This window comes from Sphingomonas sp. SL1004, from assembly GCF_057815015.1.
This window is the reverse complement of record NZ_JBYMUX010000001.1, coordinates 538,154-557,500: the sequence shown is the minus strand read 5'-3', so window position 1 is coordinate 557,500 and position 19,347 is coordinate 538,154. Positions and strand designations below refer to the sequence as shown.

Sequence of the window (19,347 nt, the reverse complement as noted above, 5' to 3'; positions counted from 1 at the left end):
GTTCTCGGATCGTACTTCACTGCTCAGCGTCTTGCCCCTTGGTCCCGGTCTATTCCGGCCTAACGCCGCGCGGACGCAAACGTGCCGTCAGAGTTGCCGCAGCGCCTGTGCAGGTCGCGCACCGAGAATGGGCCATGCGCCGATCAATCCGATCACCATCGTCAATCCGGCACCGCCCAGCAACGTCGCCAACACCGTCGCATAGTCAGGCCGCCATTCGAAACTGAAGAGTTGCGTGACGACATACCAGGCGCCGCCGAGCCCCAGGAGCAAGGCAAGTACCGATAACACGATGCTCAGAAACGCGTATTCGAGCGCCTGCACCGCGAGCACCTGCCGCCGCGTCGCGCCAAGCGTGCGCAGGATCACGCCGTCATAGGTACGCGCCTCGCGCGCCGCGGCGATCGCGCCAATCAGCACGGCGATCCCGGCGAGGATCGCGACCGATGCCGCCGCGGTGATCGCGGTCGCCATCTGCGATACGATGTCGCGGACCTGGCCGAGCACGCCGCGAACCTCGATTACCGAAACGGAGGGGAAACGCGGGAGGAGGGCGCGCATGACCATCGCCTCCTGCCCCGGTGCGAGCTCGATCGTCGCTGCGAGGTTATGGGGCGCGTCCTGAATTGCGTTCGGCGAAAAGACCATGACAAAATTGAAGCCGAGCGTATCCCAGCTGATCCGGCGGAACGAGGCGATCCGCGCGGTCCGCTCGACGCCAAGCAGGGTGTAGCTGAGCGGATCGCCGATCTTCAGGTCGAGCACCTTTGCGAGCCGTTCGTCGAGCGAGACGAGCGGCGGTCCCGCGTAATTGCGGGGCCACCAGCGGCCTGCGGTAAGTTCGCTTCCCTCGGGCAAGCTCGCGGCATAGGTCAGACCACGCTCGCCGCGCAGTGCCCAAGCCCCCTCGGGAAGCGTCTTGAGATCCGCGACGCGCGTCGTTCCGTACCCGGTGATCGTACCGCGCATCGCCGGAACGGTACGGATCAAGGGGTGGATCGCAATATTCTCGATCGTCCGGCGAAACTCTGCCTCGCGGTCCGGTGGCACGTCGAGCGCGAACAACGCGGGAGCGCGTTTCGGCACGGTCAGCGCGATGTTCGCGTCGATGCTGGTGCGGATACCGGCGAGCAGCACGAACAATGTGAGCCCGAGCCCGAGTGCAACCACCAGCGTGCCGGTCCGCGCACCGGGACGATGAAGGCCGGCGACCGCGAGCCGCAGCAATGGGCGACGCGTTCGCGGAAGCGCTGCAGCCGCGCGCCGCACGCCCCAGCCGAATGCCGCCAGCACGAGCAGAACGCCGGCGACCGCCGCGAGGAAGCCGGCGCTCAATCCCGGCTGGTCCGCGGTCGACAAGGCGAGCACGACGATCGCGATGCCGGCCCCGATCACCCAGGGAAGGGTCCGGCGCAACGGGACGGGTCGATTGCCGAACACGCCTCGCAAGAGGCCCGCCGCGGGAATGCTCCCCGCTTCGATCAGTGGTGGCGCGGTAAAGGCGAGCGCGATCAGCATGCCGTACGCTGCGGCGAGCGCGAGCGGCGCAGGCTGGACCGCGAACTGCGGTGCGACCGGGAGGACGTCACCGGCAAGCCAGACGATCAGCGGCACGGTCGCGGCACCGGCGATCAGCCCCGCGACGATACCCATCGCCGCGACGACCGCGACCTCGAGCAGATAGATCCGCGCGATCAGGCCCGAGGTCGCGCCGAGGACCTTCAACGCGGCGATGCTGCTGCGACGGGCGGCGAGGTAGGACGACACGCCGTTGCCGACTCCGATCCCCGCGATCACGAGCGCGGAAAGGCCAACGAGCAGGAGGAACTGGCCCATGCGCTCGACGAAGCGCTCGGCGCCGGGCGCGGCGCGGTCGCGGGTCTTGGTTTCCCATCCGCCGGTCGGAAAGGCTGCCTTGAAGCGATCAATCGCGGTGGTCGGGGATGCGCTGGCGGGAAGCCGGACGCGGTATTTGCTTTCGTACAGGCTGCCGGGTTGGACGAGACCGGTGCGCGCGATGCCGGCGAGCGAGACGATCGCGACGGGGCCGAGCGTGAAGCCTTCGCCGAGCCGGTCGGGTTCGTTCGCGATCACGCCGGCGACGGTGAAGTCGGCGATGCCGAGCTTCAGCGTGCCGCCGATTCGGATGCCGAGGCGCTGCGCCAACGCTGGAACGATCCAGATCGCGTTGGCATCGCCTGCCCTTGCGACCGCGCCACCCTGCAATGCAAGCGTCCCGTAAAGCGGGTAGACGGCATCCACGCCCTTAAGCTCGATCGGCACGCTGTTGGTACCGCGCACCGCCATCGCCTGCATCCGAACGGTTTCGGAGACGGTACCGACCCGCGCCATCGCGGCACGTTCCCCAGGAGTCGCGGCCCGCTGGGACGCGGCAAACTCGACGTCGCCGCCGAGGATCGCGCTGCCACGGCGGGCGAGTTCGCCGTCGATCGACTGGGTCAGGCTGCCGATCGCGGCGAGCGCACCGACGCCGAGGAACAGGCAGGCGAGCAGCAGGCGAAGCCCGCGAAACCGGAGATCGAGTTCGCGACGGGCGAGCCGCCACGCCAGGCGCCATTCGCTCACCGCGAGAGGTCCGTGGCGATGCGGCCATCGGCGAGTTCGACGATGCGATCGCAGCGGGCAGCGAGCACCGGATCGTGGGTAATGATGATCAGCGTGGCGCCGGTCGCAGCGCGGCGGTCGAACAGCAGGTCCATGATCGATGCACCGGTCGCGGCGTCGAGATTGCCGGTCGGTTCGTCGCCGAGGACGAGATCGGGGCGCGGGCCGAGCGCGCGCGCGATCGCGACGCGCTGTTGCTCACCGCCCGAGAGCTGGGTCGGGTAATGGCCGATGCGGTGCGACAGGCCGACCGCGGCGAGCTCGACCTCGGCGCGATCGAACGCGTCGGGCATGCCGGCCAGCTCCATCGGTACCGCGACATTTTCCAGCGCGGTCATCGTCGGCAGCAGGTGGAAAGCCTGGAGGACGATGCCGATCCGGCCGCGGCGCGCGCGCGCGAGCGCATCCTCGTCGAGCTTGCCGAAATCGAGTCCGGCGACTTCGACCCGCCCGCTGGTCGCGCGTTCGAGCCCGGAGAGCACCGCCATCAGCGATGATTTACCCGAACCCGATGGCCCGAGCAGCGCGACGCTGGTGCCGCGGACGATATCGAGATCGACGCCCTTGAGGATCGTGGTGGCTGCGATCGATGCGCCGAGTGTCAACGTGACATCGCGCGCCGAGATCACCATATCGGCGGAAGCAGGTTCTGACATGGGAGATCACTATCTTGGAGAGACGATCGCGGAACTGGCCTCTGTATGGGGTCGGACTGGCATTTCTCCAAGCGGCGTTGCTGACCGGTTGCGGTCGCGGCGAACAGACCCCTGCCCCGGCGCCAACTGCGACGGCGGTCGCTCCCGTGGTCGAGGTGCCCGCGCCGGCCGGACCGGAGCGCCTGATCCTTGCCTTCGGCGACAGCCTTTATGCCGGCTATGGCCTCGATCGCGGACAGAGCCTGCCGGATGCGGTGCAGGCGCGGCTGCGGCGCGACGGGATCAACGCCAAGATCGTCAACGCCGGCGTCTCAGGCGATACCAGCGCGGCGGGTCGGCAGCGGTTCGCCTTCGCGCTGGATAACATGGCGCGCAAACCGGACCTGATACTGCTTGGCCTCGGCGGCAACGACGTGTTGCGGCAGATTTCCCCTGCCGAAACGCGGAGCAACATGACCGCGATGCTCGACGAGGCGAAACGGCGCGGCATCCCGGTGATGCTGACGGGGATGATGGCGCCGCCAAATCTCGGGCCTGAGTATGCCACGCAATTCAACGCGATATGGCCAACTCTTGCCGCCACCTATCATGCTACGCTGTATCCGTTCATCCTGGACGGGGTCATCGGCAATGCACAGTTGATGCAGGGCGACCACGTTCATCCCAACCGAACCGGGGTCGACCGGATTGCGGCGCGGGTGACGCCGGTCGTCGAACGTGCGTTGCAAAAGGCCGAGTGATCGCAGTCACTTGTGACGCGACGCTGGAATCGGGCGTCATATCGGTCGACACGGTGTCACGTGTCGCATCGGCGTTGCGTGATGCGGCGACCGTCATTCTCCCCTTTCGCGGGGCGCGCGGTTGGTGCAACGCCGACGCGGAGGATAGATAAGGGGGATGCAATGCAATTAAGCGGTCTGATCGCGCGCCTCGGGCGGCATCTCGATCTCACGGACGCCGAGCGTGAGGCGATCACGCATGCCGAGCGTGGCGAACGGCGGCTGAAGGCCGGCGACGTGCTGATGGCGGAAGGTGGCGAGAGTCATGCGCTGTACGTGGTGCGCCAGGGCTGGCTGCATTCGTCGACGAAGCTCATCACCGGCGGCCGCCAGATCCTGCGGTTTCATTATGCGGGCGACCTGATCGGGACGTCCAGCATGGCGTGGTCTCAGGCCGCGGCGACGCTGACCGCGATCTCGGACTGCTGGGTGATCGAGCTGCCGAAGACCGAGCTGGGCCTGTTGTTTCGCGCCCAACCGCGGATCGCCGGGCTGCTGTACGCGATCGCCGCGGCGGAGAATGTCGCCATGAGCGACCGGCTGACGACGATCGGCCGGATGGGCGCGAGCGAACGGCTGTCGACGCTGCTGCTCGATATCATGGCACGGCTGCGGGTGACGGCGGGCGGGATCGTCGACTCGTTCGACCTGCCGCTGACGCAGACCGATATCGGCGATGCGCTCGGGCTGACGAAGGTGCATGTGAACCGCACGATCCGCGCGCTGGAGAAATCCGGGGTGATCGAGCGGACCGGGCGGCGGGTACGGATCGTCGACGAGGCGGCGCTGGTCGCGGCGACGGGATTCACCGATCGATACGGTGAGATCGAGACGGCGTGGTTGCCACCAGCGACTTGAGGGCCGGTTTATAATCCTCACCCGCCAGGGGGAGGTGGCTGGCTCTTGCCAGACGGAGGGGGAGGTAAGCGACAACCGCTGCTCCGTGTCCTCCCCCTCCGTCTCGCTACGCGATCCACCTCCCCCTGGCGGGGGAGGATTAATTCAGGTTCAGGTGCGGTCGACGACGAACAGCGTGACGCGGTCGTACTTGATGTCGCCGGGGTTGAAGATCGCGTCGGGCACGAACGAGCGATCGGTGACCTCGATATCCTTCAGCCCGGCAAGCTTGAACGTGCCGAGCTTGATCTCCTTGGGCGGCTGACCGTCGCGCTCCAGCGTCACCGCATCGACGAACACGTCGTCATGCTTGGTGTACAGGATGTGCGGCGCCAGCGTGCAGACCATCCGGTTATAGGTGGCAGTGATGCACTTGCGCAGCGCGATCGCCTGCAACAGCAGGGCATTCGCGTTCGAGGGTGCGGACTGGTCGTCGGGGGTCGAGGTCATGTTGTGCATCGCAGCATAAGTTAAGGGATCGGAGCCGTTAGGCCCATCGCGCCACTCGCGACAAGAACTAACTTGGCGCTACGGCAGGAATTAACCAGCCGGTACACCGTCGTCGATATGCGCTTCGAAGCCGACCTCGTCGGTGTGGACGTCGAAACCGACCAGCCGCGCCGGGCCGAAGGTCGTGGTGAGCGCGGTATCGGTCGCGTCCCTGCCCCGCGCCATCAGGATCCGGCCGATCCGCGGCCGATTGTGGCGCGCATCGAACGTGTGCCACGTGCCCCCGAGGTACACGTCGAACCAGGCGGAAAAATCCATCGGCGCGTCCACCGGCGCGATGCCGATATCGCCGAGATAGCCGGTACAATAGCGCGCCGGGATGTTCATGCAGCGGCATAGCGTGATCGCAAGGTGGGCGAAGTCGCGACAGACGCCCTGGCGCTCCTGATAAACGTCCCACGCGGTCTTCGTCGGCCGGGCGAAGTGATAGCCGAACTCGACATGGTTGTGCGTGAAGTCGACGATCGCCTGGACGCGCTGCCACCCGGCCGGGACATGGCCGAACAGCGACCAAGCGGTTTCGGACAGGCGGTCGGTCTCGCAATAGCGGCTGCCGAGCAGGTAGATCAGGATATCGTCGGGCAAATCCTCGACGGCGTGCTGGATCGCGTCGGGCGAAACGGGATCGGGCTCGCCGCTGTCGCGGATCGTGAAATCGCATGACAGCGTCAGGCCGCCCTTCGGCACGGTGATCCGCGTGCAGACGTTGCCGAACGCGTCGAGATAATCATAGGCGGGCACGTCGGGATCGTCGACGATCCGGTGCGGCGTCACGAGATCCTTGTTGCGTGACGGATGAAGGCTAAGCATCGCCATCATCGGTGTCGCAACGTCGGTTTCGAAGCGTATGTCGTAGCCTGCCCTGATCAGCATCTTATCCCCCTATTCAGGCCGTTAGCGACGAGTGTTGATAGTCGGTGATATCATCGTCGACGCTGATGTCGACCGAAACGCTCATATCGAGGAAGCTGCCGGGAAAGCCGCTCCAGGTGCCCGACACAGGAACCGCCTGATAGATGTCGCGCGCGACCGCGACGCGGATCAGGCCGCGGTTGCCGACGATGCCGTTGGTCGGATCGAACTCGACCCAGCCCGAGCCCGGAATGTAGACGCGGACCCAGGCGTGGGTATTGCCGCCGCCGGTGCGCAGTTCCCGTCGTGTCGGGTTGTAGACATAGCCAGATACGAACCGCGCTGCGAAACCGAGCGCGCGGACCGCCTCGATCATCAGCATCGCGTAGTCGCGACAGGTGCCCTTGCGCTTGGCGAGCGTCTCCATCGGCGACTGCGTGCCCTTTTCCGGGCGCTGGACATAGGTGAACTCGCGCTTGATCGCCGCGGTCATCTCGGACAGCATCGCGAGCGTATCGGTCTGGCCGCCGGTACCGACGAAGCGCCGCGCCCAGGTGTCGATCTCCCGCAGCGGATCATGATGCTGGCGCTCGATCGAGCGGAGCAGATCGGGCATCTCTTCGGACGAATAGGTGAACGGATAGAAGCGCGCATACCGTTCGATATCGACGTCCTGCAACTCGGCCGGGCTGTGGTTCAGGCGGATCTGACTATCGATCACGAGGTCCTTCGCGCGCTTGTCGAAGGTGGCGATCGCGACCGAATTGCCGAACACGTCCTGCAGCCAGCGCACGTCCGACGGCTCGGGGCTGATCGTCAGCTTGGCGTCGATAAGATGCTGATCGTAGCTTTCTCGCGGCCGGACCATGATCCGGTGCTCGCCAAAGGCTACCGGCTGGCGGTAGGAGTATTTCGTGACGTGAGAGAGCGTTAGAGATGGCATCGAGGATCCGTGTCGCATGAAGACTAGTACCAGCCAATCGCTGCTTGGGACCGAAGATGCCGCACCGGTCACAGTGGTCAACCCAAAAGGCGCCTCATCGTTCCTGCTGATCGGCGACCATGCGGGGAAAGCCGTGCCTGCGCGGCTCGGGTCGCTGGGCCTGAGCGAGGCGGACCTGTCGCGCCATATCGGCTGGGACATCGGCATCGGCGAGCTTGGCACGCTGCTCGCGGAGCGGCTGGACGCGGTGTTCGTCCGCCAGACCTATTCGCGGCTGGTGATCGACTGCAACCGCAGCGAGACGCAACCAGACGTGATCGCCGAGATGAGCGACGGGACGCTCGTGCCGGGCAATGCCGGGCTAAGCGAAGCTGAGCGCGCGGCGCGCTTTGCGGAGATCCACGCGCCGTACCAGTCGGCGATCGCAGCCGAGATCGCGCGGCGCGATGCGGCAGGCATGACGACGGTGATCGTCGCGTTGCACAGCTTTACGCCGGCGATGCGCGGTGCCTTGCGCGACCAGCAACGGCCTTGGCAGATCGGCATCCTGCACGATGGCGGCGATACAGGGTTCGCGCACGCGTTGCTCGATGTACTCCGCGCCGAAGCCGACCTGACGGTGGGCGACAACGAACCGTACCGGATGGACCTGATCGATTATACGGTACCGCGCCATGCCTATCCCGACCGACGACCGTATGCGGAGATCGAGATTCGCCAGGATCTGCTGGGATCTCCCGAGGGGTGCGAGGCGTGGGCCGACCGGCTGACGCGACTATTGCCCGCCGCTGTCGAGGCTTCGCCCACCGTGTAGGTGCACCACGGGATAGGGGAACGAGGCGGGATCGTCTGGTCCATTTAAGCGTTTGACTGTCGGCCTGTTTGCATAAGGTCGCGCCCTCCTGATCCTGAGATACGATGCAGCGACCGACGACCGAGCCTCATTCCGCCATACCGGCGCAGAAGCGCTACCAAGCCTTGTTCGAAGCGATCGATGCGGGCTTTTGCCTGATCGAGGTGATCTTCGAGGCCGACCGCGCAGTCGACTACCGCTTCGTCGAGGCCAATTCGAAGTTCGAAAGCCAGACCGGGCTGGTGGATGTCATAGGCCGTACTGCGGGCGAACTCGTGCCCGACCTCGAAGCGTTCTGGTTCGAGACGTACGGCAAGGTCGCCACGACCGGTGAGGCGGCGCGGTTCGATCAGGGTTCGGACACGATGGAGCGATGGTTCGACGTCCACGCGTTCCCGGTCGGCGAGTCCTACCCCTATACGGTGGCCGTCCTGTTCACTGACATTTCCGCGCAGCGTCTCGCAACGATCGCGACGCGGGAGAGCGAGGAACGGCTCAACCAGGCGCTCGCGGCTGGCAACGGCATCGGCACCTGGGACTGGGACATCCCGAACGACCGGGTCAAGGCCGATGAGCGCTTTTCACGGCTTTACGGCGTACCCGGAGAACTCGGTCGCAAGGGCGCACCGCTCGAACGATTCTTCGGGGGGATCCATCCCGACGACCTTCCCGCCACGCGTGCGGCAATCGCCGATGCCCTGGAAGCAGGTGGCGATTTCACGGCCGAATATCGCCTCGTCCAGCCCGATGGCGCGATTCGGTGGGTCGCCGCGCAAGGTCGCTGTCGGCTGGCGAGCGACGGCAAGCCCCTCCGCTTTCCCGGCGTTAGCTTTGACATTACCGAACGCAAACAGGCCGATTTGCGCCAGAGCGCTTTGCTCGAACTGAGCGACGCGATCCGCGACCTGAGCGACCCCGACGAAATCGCTTATGCCGCGTCCGAGATCCTTGGCAACGCGCTCCAGGTCAGCCGCGTCGGCTACGGGGTGATCGACAAGGCGCAGGAGACGATCACGGTCGAGCGCGACTGGAATGCACCGGGCATCACCACCTTGGCCGGCATGCTCCAGTTTCGCGATTACGGCTCCTATATTGAGGACCTGAAGGCCGGGCGCACGGTCAGCATCGCCAATGTCGATCACGATCCCCGGACGGCCGAACTCGCCGATGCACTTCGGGGAATCAGCGCCGCATCGTTCGTCAACATGCCGCTGGTCGAACAGGATGATTTCGTCGCGCTGATCTATGCCAATCACGCGGCACCCCGTATCTGGAGTGACGACGACCTGCTGTTGATGCGCGAAGTCGCCGAACGGGTCCGCGCCGCCAGCGAGCGCCTGCGTGCCGAGGGCGCGCGACGCGCAAGCGAAGAGCAGTTTCGCGTGTTCGCCGAAGCGGTGCCCAACCAGATCTGGGCCGCGCGACCCGATGGCTATCTGTATTGGTTCAACCAGCAGGTCTATGCCTATAACGGCCTCGAACCGGGCGGACTCGACGGCGGCGAGGTATGGGGTAGCCTCCTCCATCCCGACGATCTGTCCGTTGCGACCGAACGCTGGAGCCAGTCTCTGGCGACCGGCACACCCTATACGGTGGAATTCCGCGTCCGCGGTGCGAACGGCGAGTATCGCTGGTTCCTGGTCCGCGCCGAGCCGGTGCGCGCCGATGACGGCACGATCCTGCGCTGGGTCGGCACCAACACCGACATCGACGACAGCCGCCGCCAGACCGCGCAACTCGCGCAGTGGAACGAAACGCTGGAGGAACAGGTCGCCGAGAGGACACGCGAACTGATGGCCGTCGAGGAGGCGTTGCGGCAAAGCCAGAAGATGGAAGCGGTCGGTCAGTTGACGGGCGGAATCGCGCATGATTTCAATAATCTGCTGACCGGTATTACTGGAAGCCTGGAACTTCTGGGGATACGCATCGCGCAAGGCCGGCTGAACGACGTCGAGCGTTATTCGCTAGCGGCCCAAGGCGCGGCCAAGCGGGCCGCCGCGCTGACCCACCGCCTACTGGCCTTCTCGCGCCGGCAGACGCTCGATCCCAAACCGACCGACGTCAACCGGCTGGTATCGGGGCTGGAGGATCTGGTGCGGCGGACGGTCGGGCCCGAGGTCGAGGTAGAGGTGGTCGAGTCGGTCGGACTGTGGGCGACGCTGGTCGATCCGAACCAGCTCGAGAACGCGATCCTGAACCTGTGCATCAACGCGCGCGACGCGATGCCGCAGGGCGGACGGCTGACGATCGAGACCGCCAATCGCTGGATAGACGCGCGGACGGCGCGCGAACGCGAGCTCGATCCGGGACAGTATGTTTCACTGTGCGTGTCGGATACCGGCACCGGCATGACCCCGGAGGTGATCGCCAAGGCATTCGATCCATTCTTCACGACCAAGCCGTTGGGCCTCGGCACGGGGCTGGGCCTTTCGATGATCTACGGCTTTGCCAAGCAATCGGGCGGCCATGTGAGGATCTACTCCGAGATCGGCGAGGGCACCAATGTCTGCGTCTACCTCCCGCGACATTTTGGTGCGACCGAGGAAAGCGTGGCCGAGATTGAGCTTTCCGACGCACCCCGAGCGCTGGCCGGCGAGACCGTTTTGGTGGTCGACGACGAGCCCACCGTGCGGATGCTGGTCGTCGAGGTGCTCGAGGAGCTCGGCTATGCGGCGATCGAAGCCGCCGACGGCGTGGCGGGACTGAAGCTGCTGCAATCTGATCTGCGCGTCGACCTGCTGGTGACCGATGTCGGACTACCTGGCGGCATGAATGGACGACAGATGGCGGACGCCGCGCGTGTTGGTCGCCCCGATCTGAAAATCCTGTTCATCACCGGCTACGCCGAGAACGCGGTGGTCGGTAACGGCCAGCTCGATCCCGGCATGCATGTGATGACCAAGCCTTTCGCGATGGAGGCACTTGCCGGGCGGATCAAGGAGTTGATCGCCACTGAGTAATGCCGGGCGATGCTGGATGTCATGCGCACTTCCGATACCGGCCCGCGAGCTAATCCATGTTGTATTGCGGCAACAGCCAGCTTGGCATCGTCAACATGGCAGGATTGTCACTTGATATGATGTATCATTAAACCTACCCGGCCTGTCGTACAGGGACGACACAAGGGAATTTCATGAAGACGATGCTGTTCGGCGCCACCGCCCTGGCTGCGCTCATCTCCTCGCAGGCTCATGCACAGACCGTTGCTACCGATCCTGCAGCCGCCTCGCCTGCCCCGGCGTCGGTTGGCTCGACCAACCAGCGTGACATCATCGTGACCGCACCAATCCAGACCAGCGAGCGCGACGTGCTGCAGGGCACCACCGTGCTCACCGGCCAGGAACTCACGCGCCAGCTGCGTCCGTCGCTCGGCGAAACGCTCGCACGCCAGCCCGGCGTGTCGGCCAGTTCGTTCGGGCCGAGCGCCTCTCGTCCGATCCTGCGCGGCTTTCAGGGCGACCGTATCCGCGTGCTGACCGACGGGATCGGCTCGATCGATGTGTCGAACACCTCGGTCGATCATGCCGTCATCATCGATCCGCTGCTCGCCGAGCGCATCGAGATTCTCCGCGGGCCCAGCGCGCTGCTGTATGGCACGTCGGCGGTCGGCGGTGTCGTCAACGTCATCGACACGCGCATCCCGCGGTCGGTGCCCGAGAATGGCTACCGCGTGAATGGCATCGCCAACTATGGCTCGGCTGCCAACGAGCGGTCGGGCGGCATGGCCGGCGACGTCGCGGTCGGCCCGCACCTCGTGCTGCACGCCGATGGCTCGTACCTGAAATCGGGCGACCTGCGCACCGGCGGCTATATCCTGTCGCGCGAGCAACGCGCGAAGGCGCTCGCGACCGCGGCGCTGCCGGTCGACCCCGCCGATACCGATCCGATCGACTATGCCGCCTCCGCCGCGCTCAAGGGCAAGCTGCCCAACACGCAGGCCGAAACCTGGACCGCGGGCGCAGGCGCGTCGATCATCACCGACACCGGCAGCCTCGGCATCTCGTACAGCCATTACGACAGCCTGTACGGCGTGCCGATCCGCTATGCGACCGAAGCCGGCCAGGAGCAGGAGGCGCCGCGGCTCGACATCGTCCAGAACCGCGTCGACCTGCGCGGCGAGATCGACACGGGTGGCGACGTCATCAGCAAGATCCGCGTCCGCGTCGGGCAGGCGAGCTATCGTCATTTCGAGTTGGAGCCGGACAATTCGGTCGGCACCGCCTTCTACAACAAGGGCCTCGAAGGACGCCTCGAAGTCGTCCAGGCGAACCGTGGTGGCTGGCAGGGCGCGTCGGGCGTGCAGTTCTACAACCGGATCTTCAACGTGGTCGGCGACGAAGCCTTCCTGCCGAAGAACGAGACCAACCAGACCGGCCTCTTCACGCTCCAGCAGTATGAATCGGGCAAGTTCCACGCCGAGGGTGGCGTGCGGTATGAGATCACCGATCTCGCCGCGCGGACTCCCGAGGACGATCTGCGCTTCTTCCGCGGCAGCCAGAGCTATCATTCGGTCTCGGGCTCGCTCGGTGCGTCCTACGCACTTACCGACAGCATCCGTGTCGGGCTGAACGGTTCGCGGACCGAGCGCGCGCCGTCGGCCGAGGAACTGTTCGCGAACGGCGCGCATGCCGGCACGCAGGCGTATGAACTGGGTAACCCCGAATTCAAGCTGGAGAAGTCTTGGGGGCTGGAAGGCACGCTGCACGCGCATGGCGACGGTTTCAGCTTCGACGCATCGGCCTATTACAACTGGTTCTCGAACTACATCTCGGAGAACCAGGTTGCGCCGTCGGTGTGCCAGATTGCGGCCGATCCTTCGAACCGCGTCGTCGACCTGCCCTGCTTCCAGTATCAGCAGGCCGACGCGCGCTATTACGGATTCGAGGCCAATGCATCTGTGCGGCTCGCACGAATTGGTGGCTATGTGGTCAACGCCGATGCGCTGGGCGATTACGTCCATGCCAACATCGTCGACCAGGGACCGGTCCCGCGCATTCCGCCGATGCGCGTGCTCGGCGGGATCGAGGCACAGGGCGACCGGATCAACGGCCGCGTCGAGGTCGAGCACGTATTCGACCAGAACCGCATCGCCGCGTTCGAGACGAAGACCAACGATTACACGATGGTCAATGCTTCGATCGGCCTCAGCCCGTTCGGGAAAGATTCGAAGACGACGTTGCTGCTGAGCGCGAACAATCTGTTCGACGTGAATGCGCGGCGCGCCACGAGCTTCCTGAAGGACTTCGCGCCCTTGGCTGGCCGAGATTTCCGCGCGACGCTCCGCTTCGGGCTGTAACTCCCTCCCGATCCTCCCCCGCCAGGCGGAGGTGGCTGGCGCTTGCCAGACGGAGGGGGCGGCAAGCGATAACGCAAGTTGCGTGCCCTCCCCCTCCGTCACCTTCGGCGCCCCCCCTGGCGGGGGAGGATCGTATGAGTCCGCCGCCTCCACGCCGTCACCCGTCACCCCAGCGAAAGCTGGAGTCTCCCTCATGGCACGCGACACCCGCCCCACAATGAGATCCCAGCGTTCGCTGGGATGACGGGGGACGAAGATATGACAGCGCTTCATTCCCAACATGAAATAATTGTCATTTTCGGGTTTACGCCGACCTGCCGCCGCCGCTAGGGGGACCGCTTCAAACGGGTGGCAAGGTGATGATGCGGAAGGCTATTTTTCTTTCCGTGGGCGCGTGCCTGCCGCTGTTGGCGGCGTGCAATCAGCATCAGTCGACGCTCGCGCCGTTCGGTGAGGAAGCGGACAAGGTCCTCTCGATTACGATCGTTCTGGTCATTGGCGCCGTCATCCTCGCGGGCGGCCTCGCGCTGCTCATGCGCCACGCCATGCGCGCGCCCGAGGGGCGGCTGACGCACAAGGGCGGCATGAAGCTGGTGCTCTGGCTGGGCGGCATCGGGCCTTCGATCCTGCTGCTGGGCCTGCTGCTCTACGCCCTCCCCGCGATGCGCCCACGCGAGGTGGCGAACAGCGATCTGCGGATCGGCGTCGAGGGCGAGCAGTTCTGGTGGCGCGTCCGCTATGCGCCGCCCGGTGGATCGGTGGTCGAGGTGGCGAACGAGCTCCGCCTGCCCGTTGGCCGCACCGTCGAACTGTCGCTCCGTAGCCCCGATGTCATCCACAGCTTCTGGGTGCCCGGACTCGCGGGGAAAATGGACATGATCCCCGGGCGCACCAACCGGCTCGTCGTCCGTGCGACCAAGGCGGGGACGTACCGCGGCGTCTGCGCGGAGTTCTGTGGGCTCGGCCATGCGCTGATGGCGTTCGACGTGATCGCGATGGAGCCCGCCGCGTTCGAGCGCTGGCTCGCCGAGCAGAGCCGCCCAGCCACCGTCACGGCATCGCCCGGCGCTCGCCTGTTCGCTAGCTATGGCTGTAGCGGTTGCCACAGCGTTCGCGGGGTCGGACCGGTCGCGAAGATCGGCCCCGACCTGACGCACTTCGGTTCGCGCCCGACGCTCGCCGCCGGCGTGTTGCCGATGACGCATGCCAACATCGCTGGCTTCGTCCGCGATCCGGCCAAGACCAAGCCCGGCGTGCGGATGCCCGCCTTCCCGCAGATGTCGGCCGCCGAAGCCGATCAGATCGCCAGCTATCTTCAGGGGCTCAAATGACCACCGAGAGCGCCCAGTACGTCGCCCCCGACCAGAATGATCCCGCAGTCCGCAAGGGCCAGGAGGATCGCCTGCGCGAAGTGTGGAAGCCGCCCTCGGGCTGGTTCTTCCGCTGGACCGACGTCAACAACAACCGGATCGGCGTGTGGTACACGCTGACCGCGTTCGGGTTCATGCTGTTCGCGGGCGTGCTCGCGCTGATCATGCGGACGCAGCTGGCGGTACCGAACAACGACCTCGTCACGGCGAACACGTTCAACCAGCTGTTCACGCTGCACGGCTCGATGATGATGTTCCTGTTCGCGGTGCCGATGTTCGAGGCGGTGTCGATCATCCTCCTGCCGCAGCTGCTCGGCGCGCGCGACCTGCCGTTTCCGCGGCTGTCGGGGTTCGGATATTGGAGCTTCCTGATCGGCGGCGTATTTGTGTCGGGCTCGATCTTCTTCGACGCGGCGCCCGATGGCGGCTGGTTCATGTATCCGCCGCTAACGACGCGGACCGACCTCAGCGGGCTTGGCGCGGACATCTGGATGCTGGGCTTGAGCTTCATCGAGGTGTCGTCGGTGGCTGCCGCGGTCGAGCTGATCGTCGGCGTATTGAAATGCCGCCCGCCGGGCATGCGGCTGAACCTGATGCCGCTCTACGCCTGGTACATCCTGGTCGTCGCGGTGATGATCCTGTTCGCGTTCCCGCCACTGATCGCGGGCGACGTGCTGTTCGAGATGGAGCGGCTGCTGAACTGGCCGTTCTTCAACGCGGAGAAGGGCGGCGATCCGCTGCTGTGGCAGCATCTGTTCTGGATCTTCGGCCACCCGGAAGTCTACATCGTCTTCCTGCCGTCGATCGCGCTGTTCGCGATGCTGATCCCGACGTTCGCACAGCGGCACCTGCTCGGCTATCCGTGGATCGTGCTGGCCGCGGTCGGCACGGCGTTCCTGAGCTTCGGGCTGTGGGTCCACCACATGTTCACGACCGGGCTGCCCAAGATCAGCCTCGCCTTCTTCGCGGCGGCATCGGAAGCGGTGGCGATTCCAACCGGCGTGCAGATCTTCGTGTTCATCGCGACGCTCTGGGCGGGCAATGTCAAGAAATCGACACCGCTTCTGTACGCGAGCGGGAGCCTGGCGGTGTTCGTGATCGGTGGACTGACCGGTGTGATGGTCGCGGTCGCCCCGTTCGACTGGCAGGCGCACGACACCTATTTCATCGTCGCGCATCTGCACTACGTGTTGATCGGCGGCACGCTGCTGCCGCTGTTCGCCGGGCTGTATTATTACTGGCCGCTGGTGACGGGGAAGAAGCTCAGCGATCGGCTCGGGCGGATCGCGTTCTGGATCATGTTCGTGGGGATGAACGTGACGTTCTTCCCGATGCATCTTTCGGGTCTACTCGGCATGCCGCGGCGCGTGTTCACCTATCCGGAGGAACTCGGGATCGGCGGCCTCAACCTCGCCTCGACGATCGGGTCGTACATGTTCGCGACGGGCGTGCTGATCGTCTGCATCGACCTCGCACTGTCGCCGCGTCGCCCAAAGGCGCCGCGCAACCCCTGGAACGCCGGGACGCTGGAGTGGCTCGCGCACCCGGACGACGAGGATTGGGGCATCCGCTCGGTGCCGCTGATCGAGAGCCGCTATCCGATCTGGGACCAGAAGAACTTCGTCCAGAAGGTCGACGAAGGTCGCTTCTTCCTGCCCGACGCGGAGGAGATGCGGCGCGAGTCGATCGTCACCTCCGTGCTCGACGCGCGCCCGGTGCAGGTGATCCGCCTGGGTACGCCGAGCGTGAAGCCGATGATGACCGCGGTCGCGCTCGCGGGCGTGTTCATCCTGACGACCTATCACCTCTATATCTGGTCGGCGGTCAGCGGCGTCGCGACGCTTGCGTGCGTGCTGTGGTGGCTATGGACCGGCACCGCGGAGATCCCCGAAAAGCCGACCAAGCATATCGGCCACGGCATCGAGGTGCCGCTCTATACCTCGGGGTCATCGGCGCCGGGCTGGTGGGCGATGTTCATCACGATGATGGCGGACGCGACCGCGTTCTCCGGGCTCGTGTTCGGCTATTTCTTCTTCTGGACGATCCACAATGATTTCCCGCCGAGCGGGGTCGGGCTGAACGGGCCGGGCGTGTTCTGGCCGATGGTCGCGTTGGGCCTCACCTTGACTGGCTGGGCAGCAACGGTCGGCGCGCGCGAAGTGCATCGCCGTGGTAACGTCGGTGTAGGTCGCGCGCTGCTGGTCGTCGGCATCGTCGCGACGCTGGCAAGCCTGTTCGCCGGGCTCGCCGGGCCGTGGTATTCGGGGCTCGATCCCGAACTCCACGTGTATCCCGCGATCGTCTGGACGCTGGCGATCTGGACTGCGGTGCACGCCGCAATCGGGGTCATCATGCAGGCCTACACGCTCGCGCGCAGCCTCGCAGGCAAGATGACGCCGGTCTATGACGCCGACCTCCGCAACATCACCGTGTACCACCATTTCCTCGCGCTGACGGGCATCGTGACGTTCTGCACGATCGGCTTGTTCCCGGGGGTCGCATGACGAAACCCAAGCAGAAGCCTAACGCTGAGCGGAAGCACTGGGCGCGCGACCTGCAGGTGACGCTGTGGACACTGATTGTCCCACCAACGATCTGGGCCGTGCATTTCCTGTTCTGCTATTTGTGGGTGGCGGTGACCTGCGCGAAATCGCCGACCCCGGGGACCGCCTTGACCGGGTTTCCGCTGGCGACGCTGATCGCGACGATCGTAGCGCTGCTGGGGATCGTCGCCGCAGGCTATATCGCGCGCGTCCAGTCTGAGACGCCGGGCGATCCAGCCCCGCACGAACAGGGCACCGCGATCGATCGGCTGCGCTTTCTCGCACTGTCGACGCGGTTGCTCGCAGGGTTGAGCTTCGTCGCCGTAATCTTCACCGCGCTGCCGGTCATCATGTTCGGCGATTGCCGATGAGACGCGGAAGCCTCGCACTCGGCGCCGTCATGGTCCCGCTCGGCTGGGCGTTCGCCGCAGCGCCGCTCGGGATGGTCGGGCATATGACAGGGCACATGATCGCAGTCGCGGTCGCCGCTCCGTTCCTGGCCTATGGGATCGCCGGTTCGCGCTTCGATCCGGCCGAACGCTGGCCCTTGATCGTGACCCCGCTGGCGATGTCGCTGGTCGAACTGATCGTGGTGTGGCTCTGGCATCTCCCCGCGCTGCGGCTGCGCGTTGACATGCAGCCGACGGCGTTGCTGATCGAGCAGGCAAGCTTTCTCGCCGCGGGAGTCCTCCTGTGGAGCGCGGTGCTCGGCACGCGCATGGGCGGCGCGAGCGATCGACGCGCGTCGGGTGTCGCGGCGATGTTGCTGACCTCGATGCACATGACGCTGCTGGGCGCGCTGATCGGCCTCGCCCCGCGTCCGCTCTACCTGATGATGGCGATGCATCCGGCGGTTCACGGGCTAGGCGTACTGGAGGACCAGCAGCTTGGCGGCGTCGTCATGCTGATGGTCGGCGCGGCGAGCTATTTCATCGGCGGGCTCGCGATGCTCGGCGGACTTTTGAAGACACGGAGCGCGACCGCATGACGATCCGGATTACCTGGGCGCGCGCCGCGGCCGCCATCGTCGCACTCGCGCTGGCGGGGCTTCTGTTCGCCTGGTCGGGCGTGTTCAACATCGCCGCATCGTCAGGCCATTGGAAGATCACCGACTGGTTCCTCCACTGGACGATGCGCAACTCGGTACGCACCTACGCCGCCGTCACCGCGCCCGACGATTCCAAGGCGAACGAGGGTCTGGTCAGCGCCGCCGGCTTGTTCAAGGCAAGCTGCGCGTCGTGCCACGGCGCGCCCGGCGTGCGTCCGCTGCCGGTGATGCAGGCCGCGACGCCCCCTGCCCCGGACCTGTCGATCAACGCGCGCAAATGGACCGACAAGCAAATCTTCTGGATCCTCAAGCACGGCGTCAAATATACCGGCATGCCCGGCTGGGCAGCCAGGGACCGGGACGACGAAGTCCGCCGCATGGTCGCCTTCGTCCGCCTGCTGCCCGAGATGTCACCCGCAACCTATCGCTCGCTGACCGAAGTGCCGGGCGTCACCGATGCCAGGATCGCCACCTGCGCCGGCTGTCACGGTGCCGACGGACGTGGCCGAGGCCAGCCCGACATGCCCGTGCTGGGTGGGCAGAGTCCCGCGTATCTTCGCGCCGCACTGGAGGCCTATGCGACCGGCAAGCGGCAGAGCGCGGTGATGGCGAACGCCGCCGCGACGCTGACGCCCGCGGAAATGACGCGGCTCGCGGATCACTTCGCGGCGATGCCGGGGATCGGCGGCGCCACGCCGTCGGACTCGAACGCGGCTGCCCGGATCGACCGCGAAGGGCTGCCGAAGGTGCAGCTACCCGCCTGCGCGAGTTGCCACGCGCCCGGCAAGCCCTACCCCGTGCTCGCCGGCCAGCGCGCGAGCTACATCGCGCAACGCCTGCGCAACTGGCGCGGTGACGAGACGGTGGTCGACGCGCGGAAGTCGCAATCGACGATGCCGGTCATCGCCCGCCGCATTCCCGAGGACATGATCGATCCGCTCGCGCGCTATCTCGCGGGCCGCTGAGGGAACGCTG

15 protein-coding genes are annotated in these 19,347 nt (G+C 65.8%); 10 read left to right on the top strand and 5 right to left on the bottom strand.

Annotation, left to right across the window (positions count from 1 at the left end; all coding sequences use genetic code 11):
• Window positions 1-87 precede the first annotated feature (87 nt).
• Window positions 88-2,586, bottom strand: coding sequence for an ABC transporter permease (locus AC3D24_RS02565; RefSeq protein WP_489027906.1), 2,499 nt, complete (start codon window positions 2,584-2,586; stop codon window positions 88-90).
• Window positions 2,583-3,281 carry an ABC transporter ATP-binding protein gene (locus AC3D24_RS02560; protein ID WP_489027904.1) on the bottom strand — a complete coding sequence of 233 codons (699 nt, stop codon included), beginning with the start codon at window positions 3,279-3,281 and terminating at the stop codon, window positions 2,583-2,585. The genes AC3D24_RS02565 and AC3D24_RS02560 overlap by 4 nt, the downstream gene beginning before the upstream one ends.
• Before the next feature lie 14 nt (window positions 3,282-3,295).
• Between AC3D24_RS02560 and AC3D24_RS02555 the strand changes: the two genes are divergently transcribed.
• Window positions 3,296-4,021: an arylesterase gene (locus AC3D24_RS02555; protein ID WP_489027902.1), complete on the top strand. Its 726-nt coding sequence runs from the start codon at window positions 3,296-3,298 to the stop codon at window positions 4,019-4,021.
• Between the two features lie 162 nt (window positions 4,022-4,183).
• Window positions 4,184-4,918, top strand: coding sequence for a Crp/Fnr family transcriptional regulator (locus AC3D24_RS02550; RefSeq protein ID WP_489027900.1), 735 nt, complete (start codon window positions 4,184-4,186; stop codon window positions 4,916-4,918).
• A 150-nt stretch (window positions 4,919-5,068) separates the two neighbouring features.
• Here the strand turns inward: AC3D24_RS02550 and AC3D24_RS02545 are convergent, their stop codons facing one another.
• The 3 genes from AC3D24_RS02545 to AC3D24_RS02535 all read right to left on the bottom strand — a co-directional run bounded on the left by AC3D24_RS02545 (window position 5,069) and on the right by AC3D24_RS02535 (window position 7,262).
• Window positions 5,069-5,407, bottom strand: coding sequence for a WYL domain-containing protein (locus AC3D24_RS02545; protein WP_489027898.1), 339 nt, complete (start codon window positions 5,405-5,407; stop codon window positions 5,069-5,071).
• 90 nt (window positions 5,408-5,497) lie between these two features.
• Entirely contained in the window at window positions 5,498-6,340 is an 843-nt protein-coding gene (locus AC3D24_RS02540) for a transglutaminase-like domain-containing protein (protein WP_489027896.1), read from the bottom strand.
• Window positions 6,341-6,353: 13 nt separating this feature from the next.
• The gene (locus AC3D24_RS02535; RefSeq protein WP_489027894.1) at window positions 6,354-7,262 is read right to left on the bottom strand and encodes a transglutaminase family protein; all 909 of its coding nucleotides are present in this window, start codon (window positions 7,260-7,262) and stop codon (window positions 6,354-6,356) included.
• A 16-nt stretch (window positions 7,263-7,278) separates the two neighbouring features.
• Here AC3D24_RS02535 and AC3D24_RS02530 point away from each other — a divergent pair, with 16 nt between their 5' ends.
• From AC3D24_RS02530 to AC3D24_RS02495, 8 genes are all read left to right on the top strand, one after another.
• Window positions 7,279-8,076: an N-formylglutamate amidohydrolase gene (locus AC3D24_RS02530; protein ID WP_489027892.1), complete on the top strand. Its 798-nt coding sequence runs from the start codon at window positions 7,279-7,281 to the stop codon at window positions 8,074-8,076.
• Between the two features lie 104 nt (window positions 8,077-8,180).
• Window positions 8,181-11,075, top strand: a complete 2,895-nt coding sequence (locus tag AC3D24_RS02525; RefSeq protein ID WP_489027890.1) for a PAS domain-containing protein — start codon at window positions 8,181-8,183, stop codon at window positions 11,073-11,075.
• Window positions 11,076-11,248: 173 nt separating this feature from the next.
• Window positions 11,249-13,411 carry a TonB-dependent receptor gene (locus AC3D24_RS02520; RefSeq protein WP_489027888.1) on the top strand — a complete coding sequence of 721 codons (2,163 nt, stop codon included), beginning with the start codon at window positions 11,249-11,251 and terminating at the stop codon, window positions 13,409-13,411.
• Window positions 13,412-13,773: 362 nt separating this feature from the next.
• A complete protein-coding gene (locus tag AC3D24_RS02515) occupies window positions 13,774-14,742 on the top strand; it encodes a cytochrome c oxidase subunit II (RefSeq protein ID WP_489027886.1) in 969 nt (322 codons plus the stop codon).
• Window positions 14,739-17,285, top strand: coding sequence for a cytochrome c oxidase subunit I (gene ctaD / locus AC3D24_RS02510; RefSeq protein ID WP_489027884.1), 2,547 nt, complete (start codon window positions 14,739-14,741; stop codon window positions 17,283-17,285). Before AC3D24_RS02515 ends, ctaD begins: the two co-directional genes overlap by 4 nt.
• On the top strand, window positions 17,282-17,695 hold the full coding sequence (locus tag AC3D24_RS02505) for a hypothetical protein (RefSeq protein WP_489027882.1): 414 nt from the start codon (window positions 17,282-17,284) through the stop codon (window positions 17,693-17,695). Before ctaD ends, AC3D24_RS02505 begins: the two co-directional genes overlap by 4 nt.
• Complete coding sequence (locus AC3D24_RS02500) at window positions 17,692-18,312, top strand: cytochrome c oxidase assembly protein (RefSeq protein WP_489027881.1); 621 nt, start codon at window positions 17,692-17,694, stop codon at window positions 18,310-18,312. The genes AC3D24_RS02505 and AC3D24_RS02500 overlap by 4 nt, the downstream gene beginning before the upstream one ends.
• Window positions 18,309-19,337 (top strand): c-type cytochrome, encoded by a 1,029-nt coding sequence (locus AC3D24_RS02495; protein WP_489027879.1) that lies wholly within the window; start codon window positions 18,309-18,311, stop codon window positions 19,335-19,337. Before AC3D24_RS02500 ends, AC3D24_RS02495 begins: the two co-directional genes overlap by 4 nt.
• Window positions 19,338-19,347: the final 10 nt, after the last annotated feature.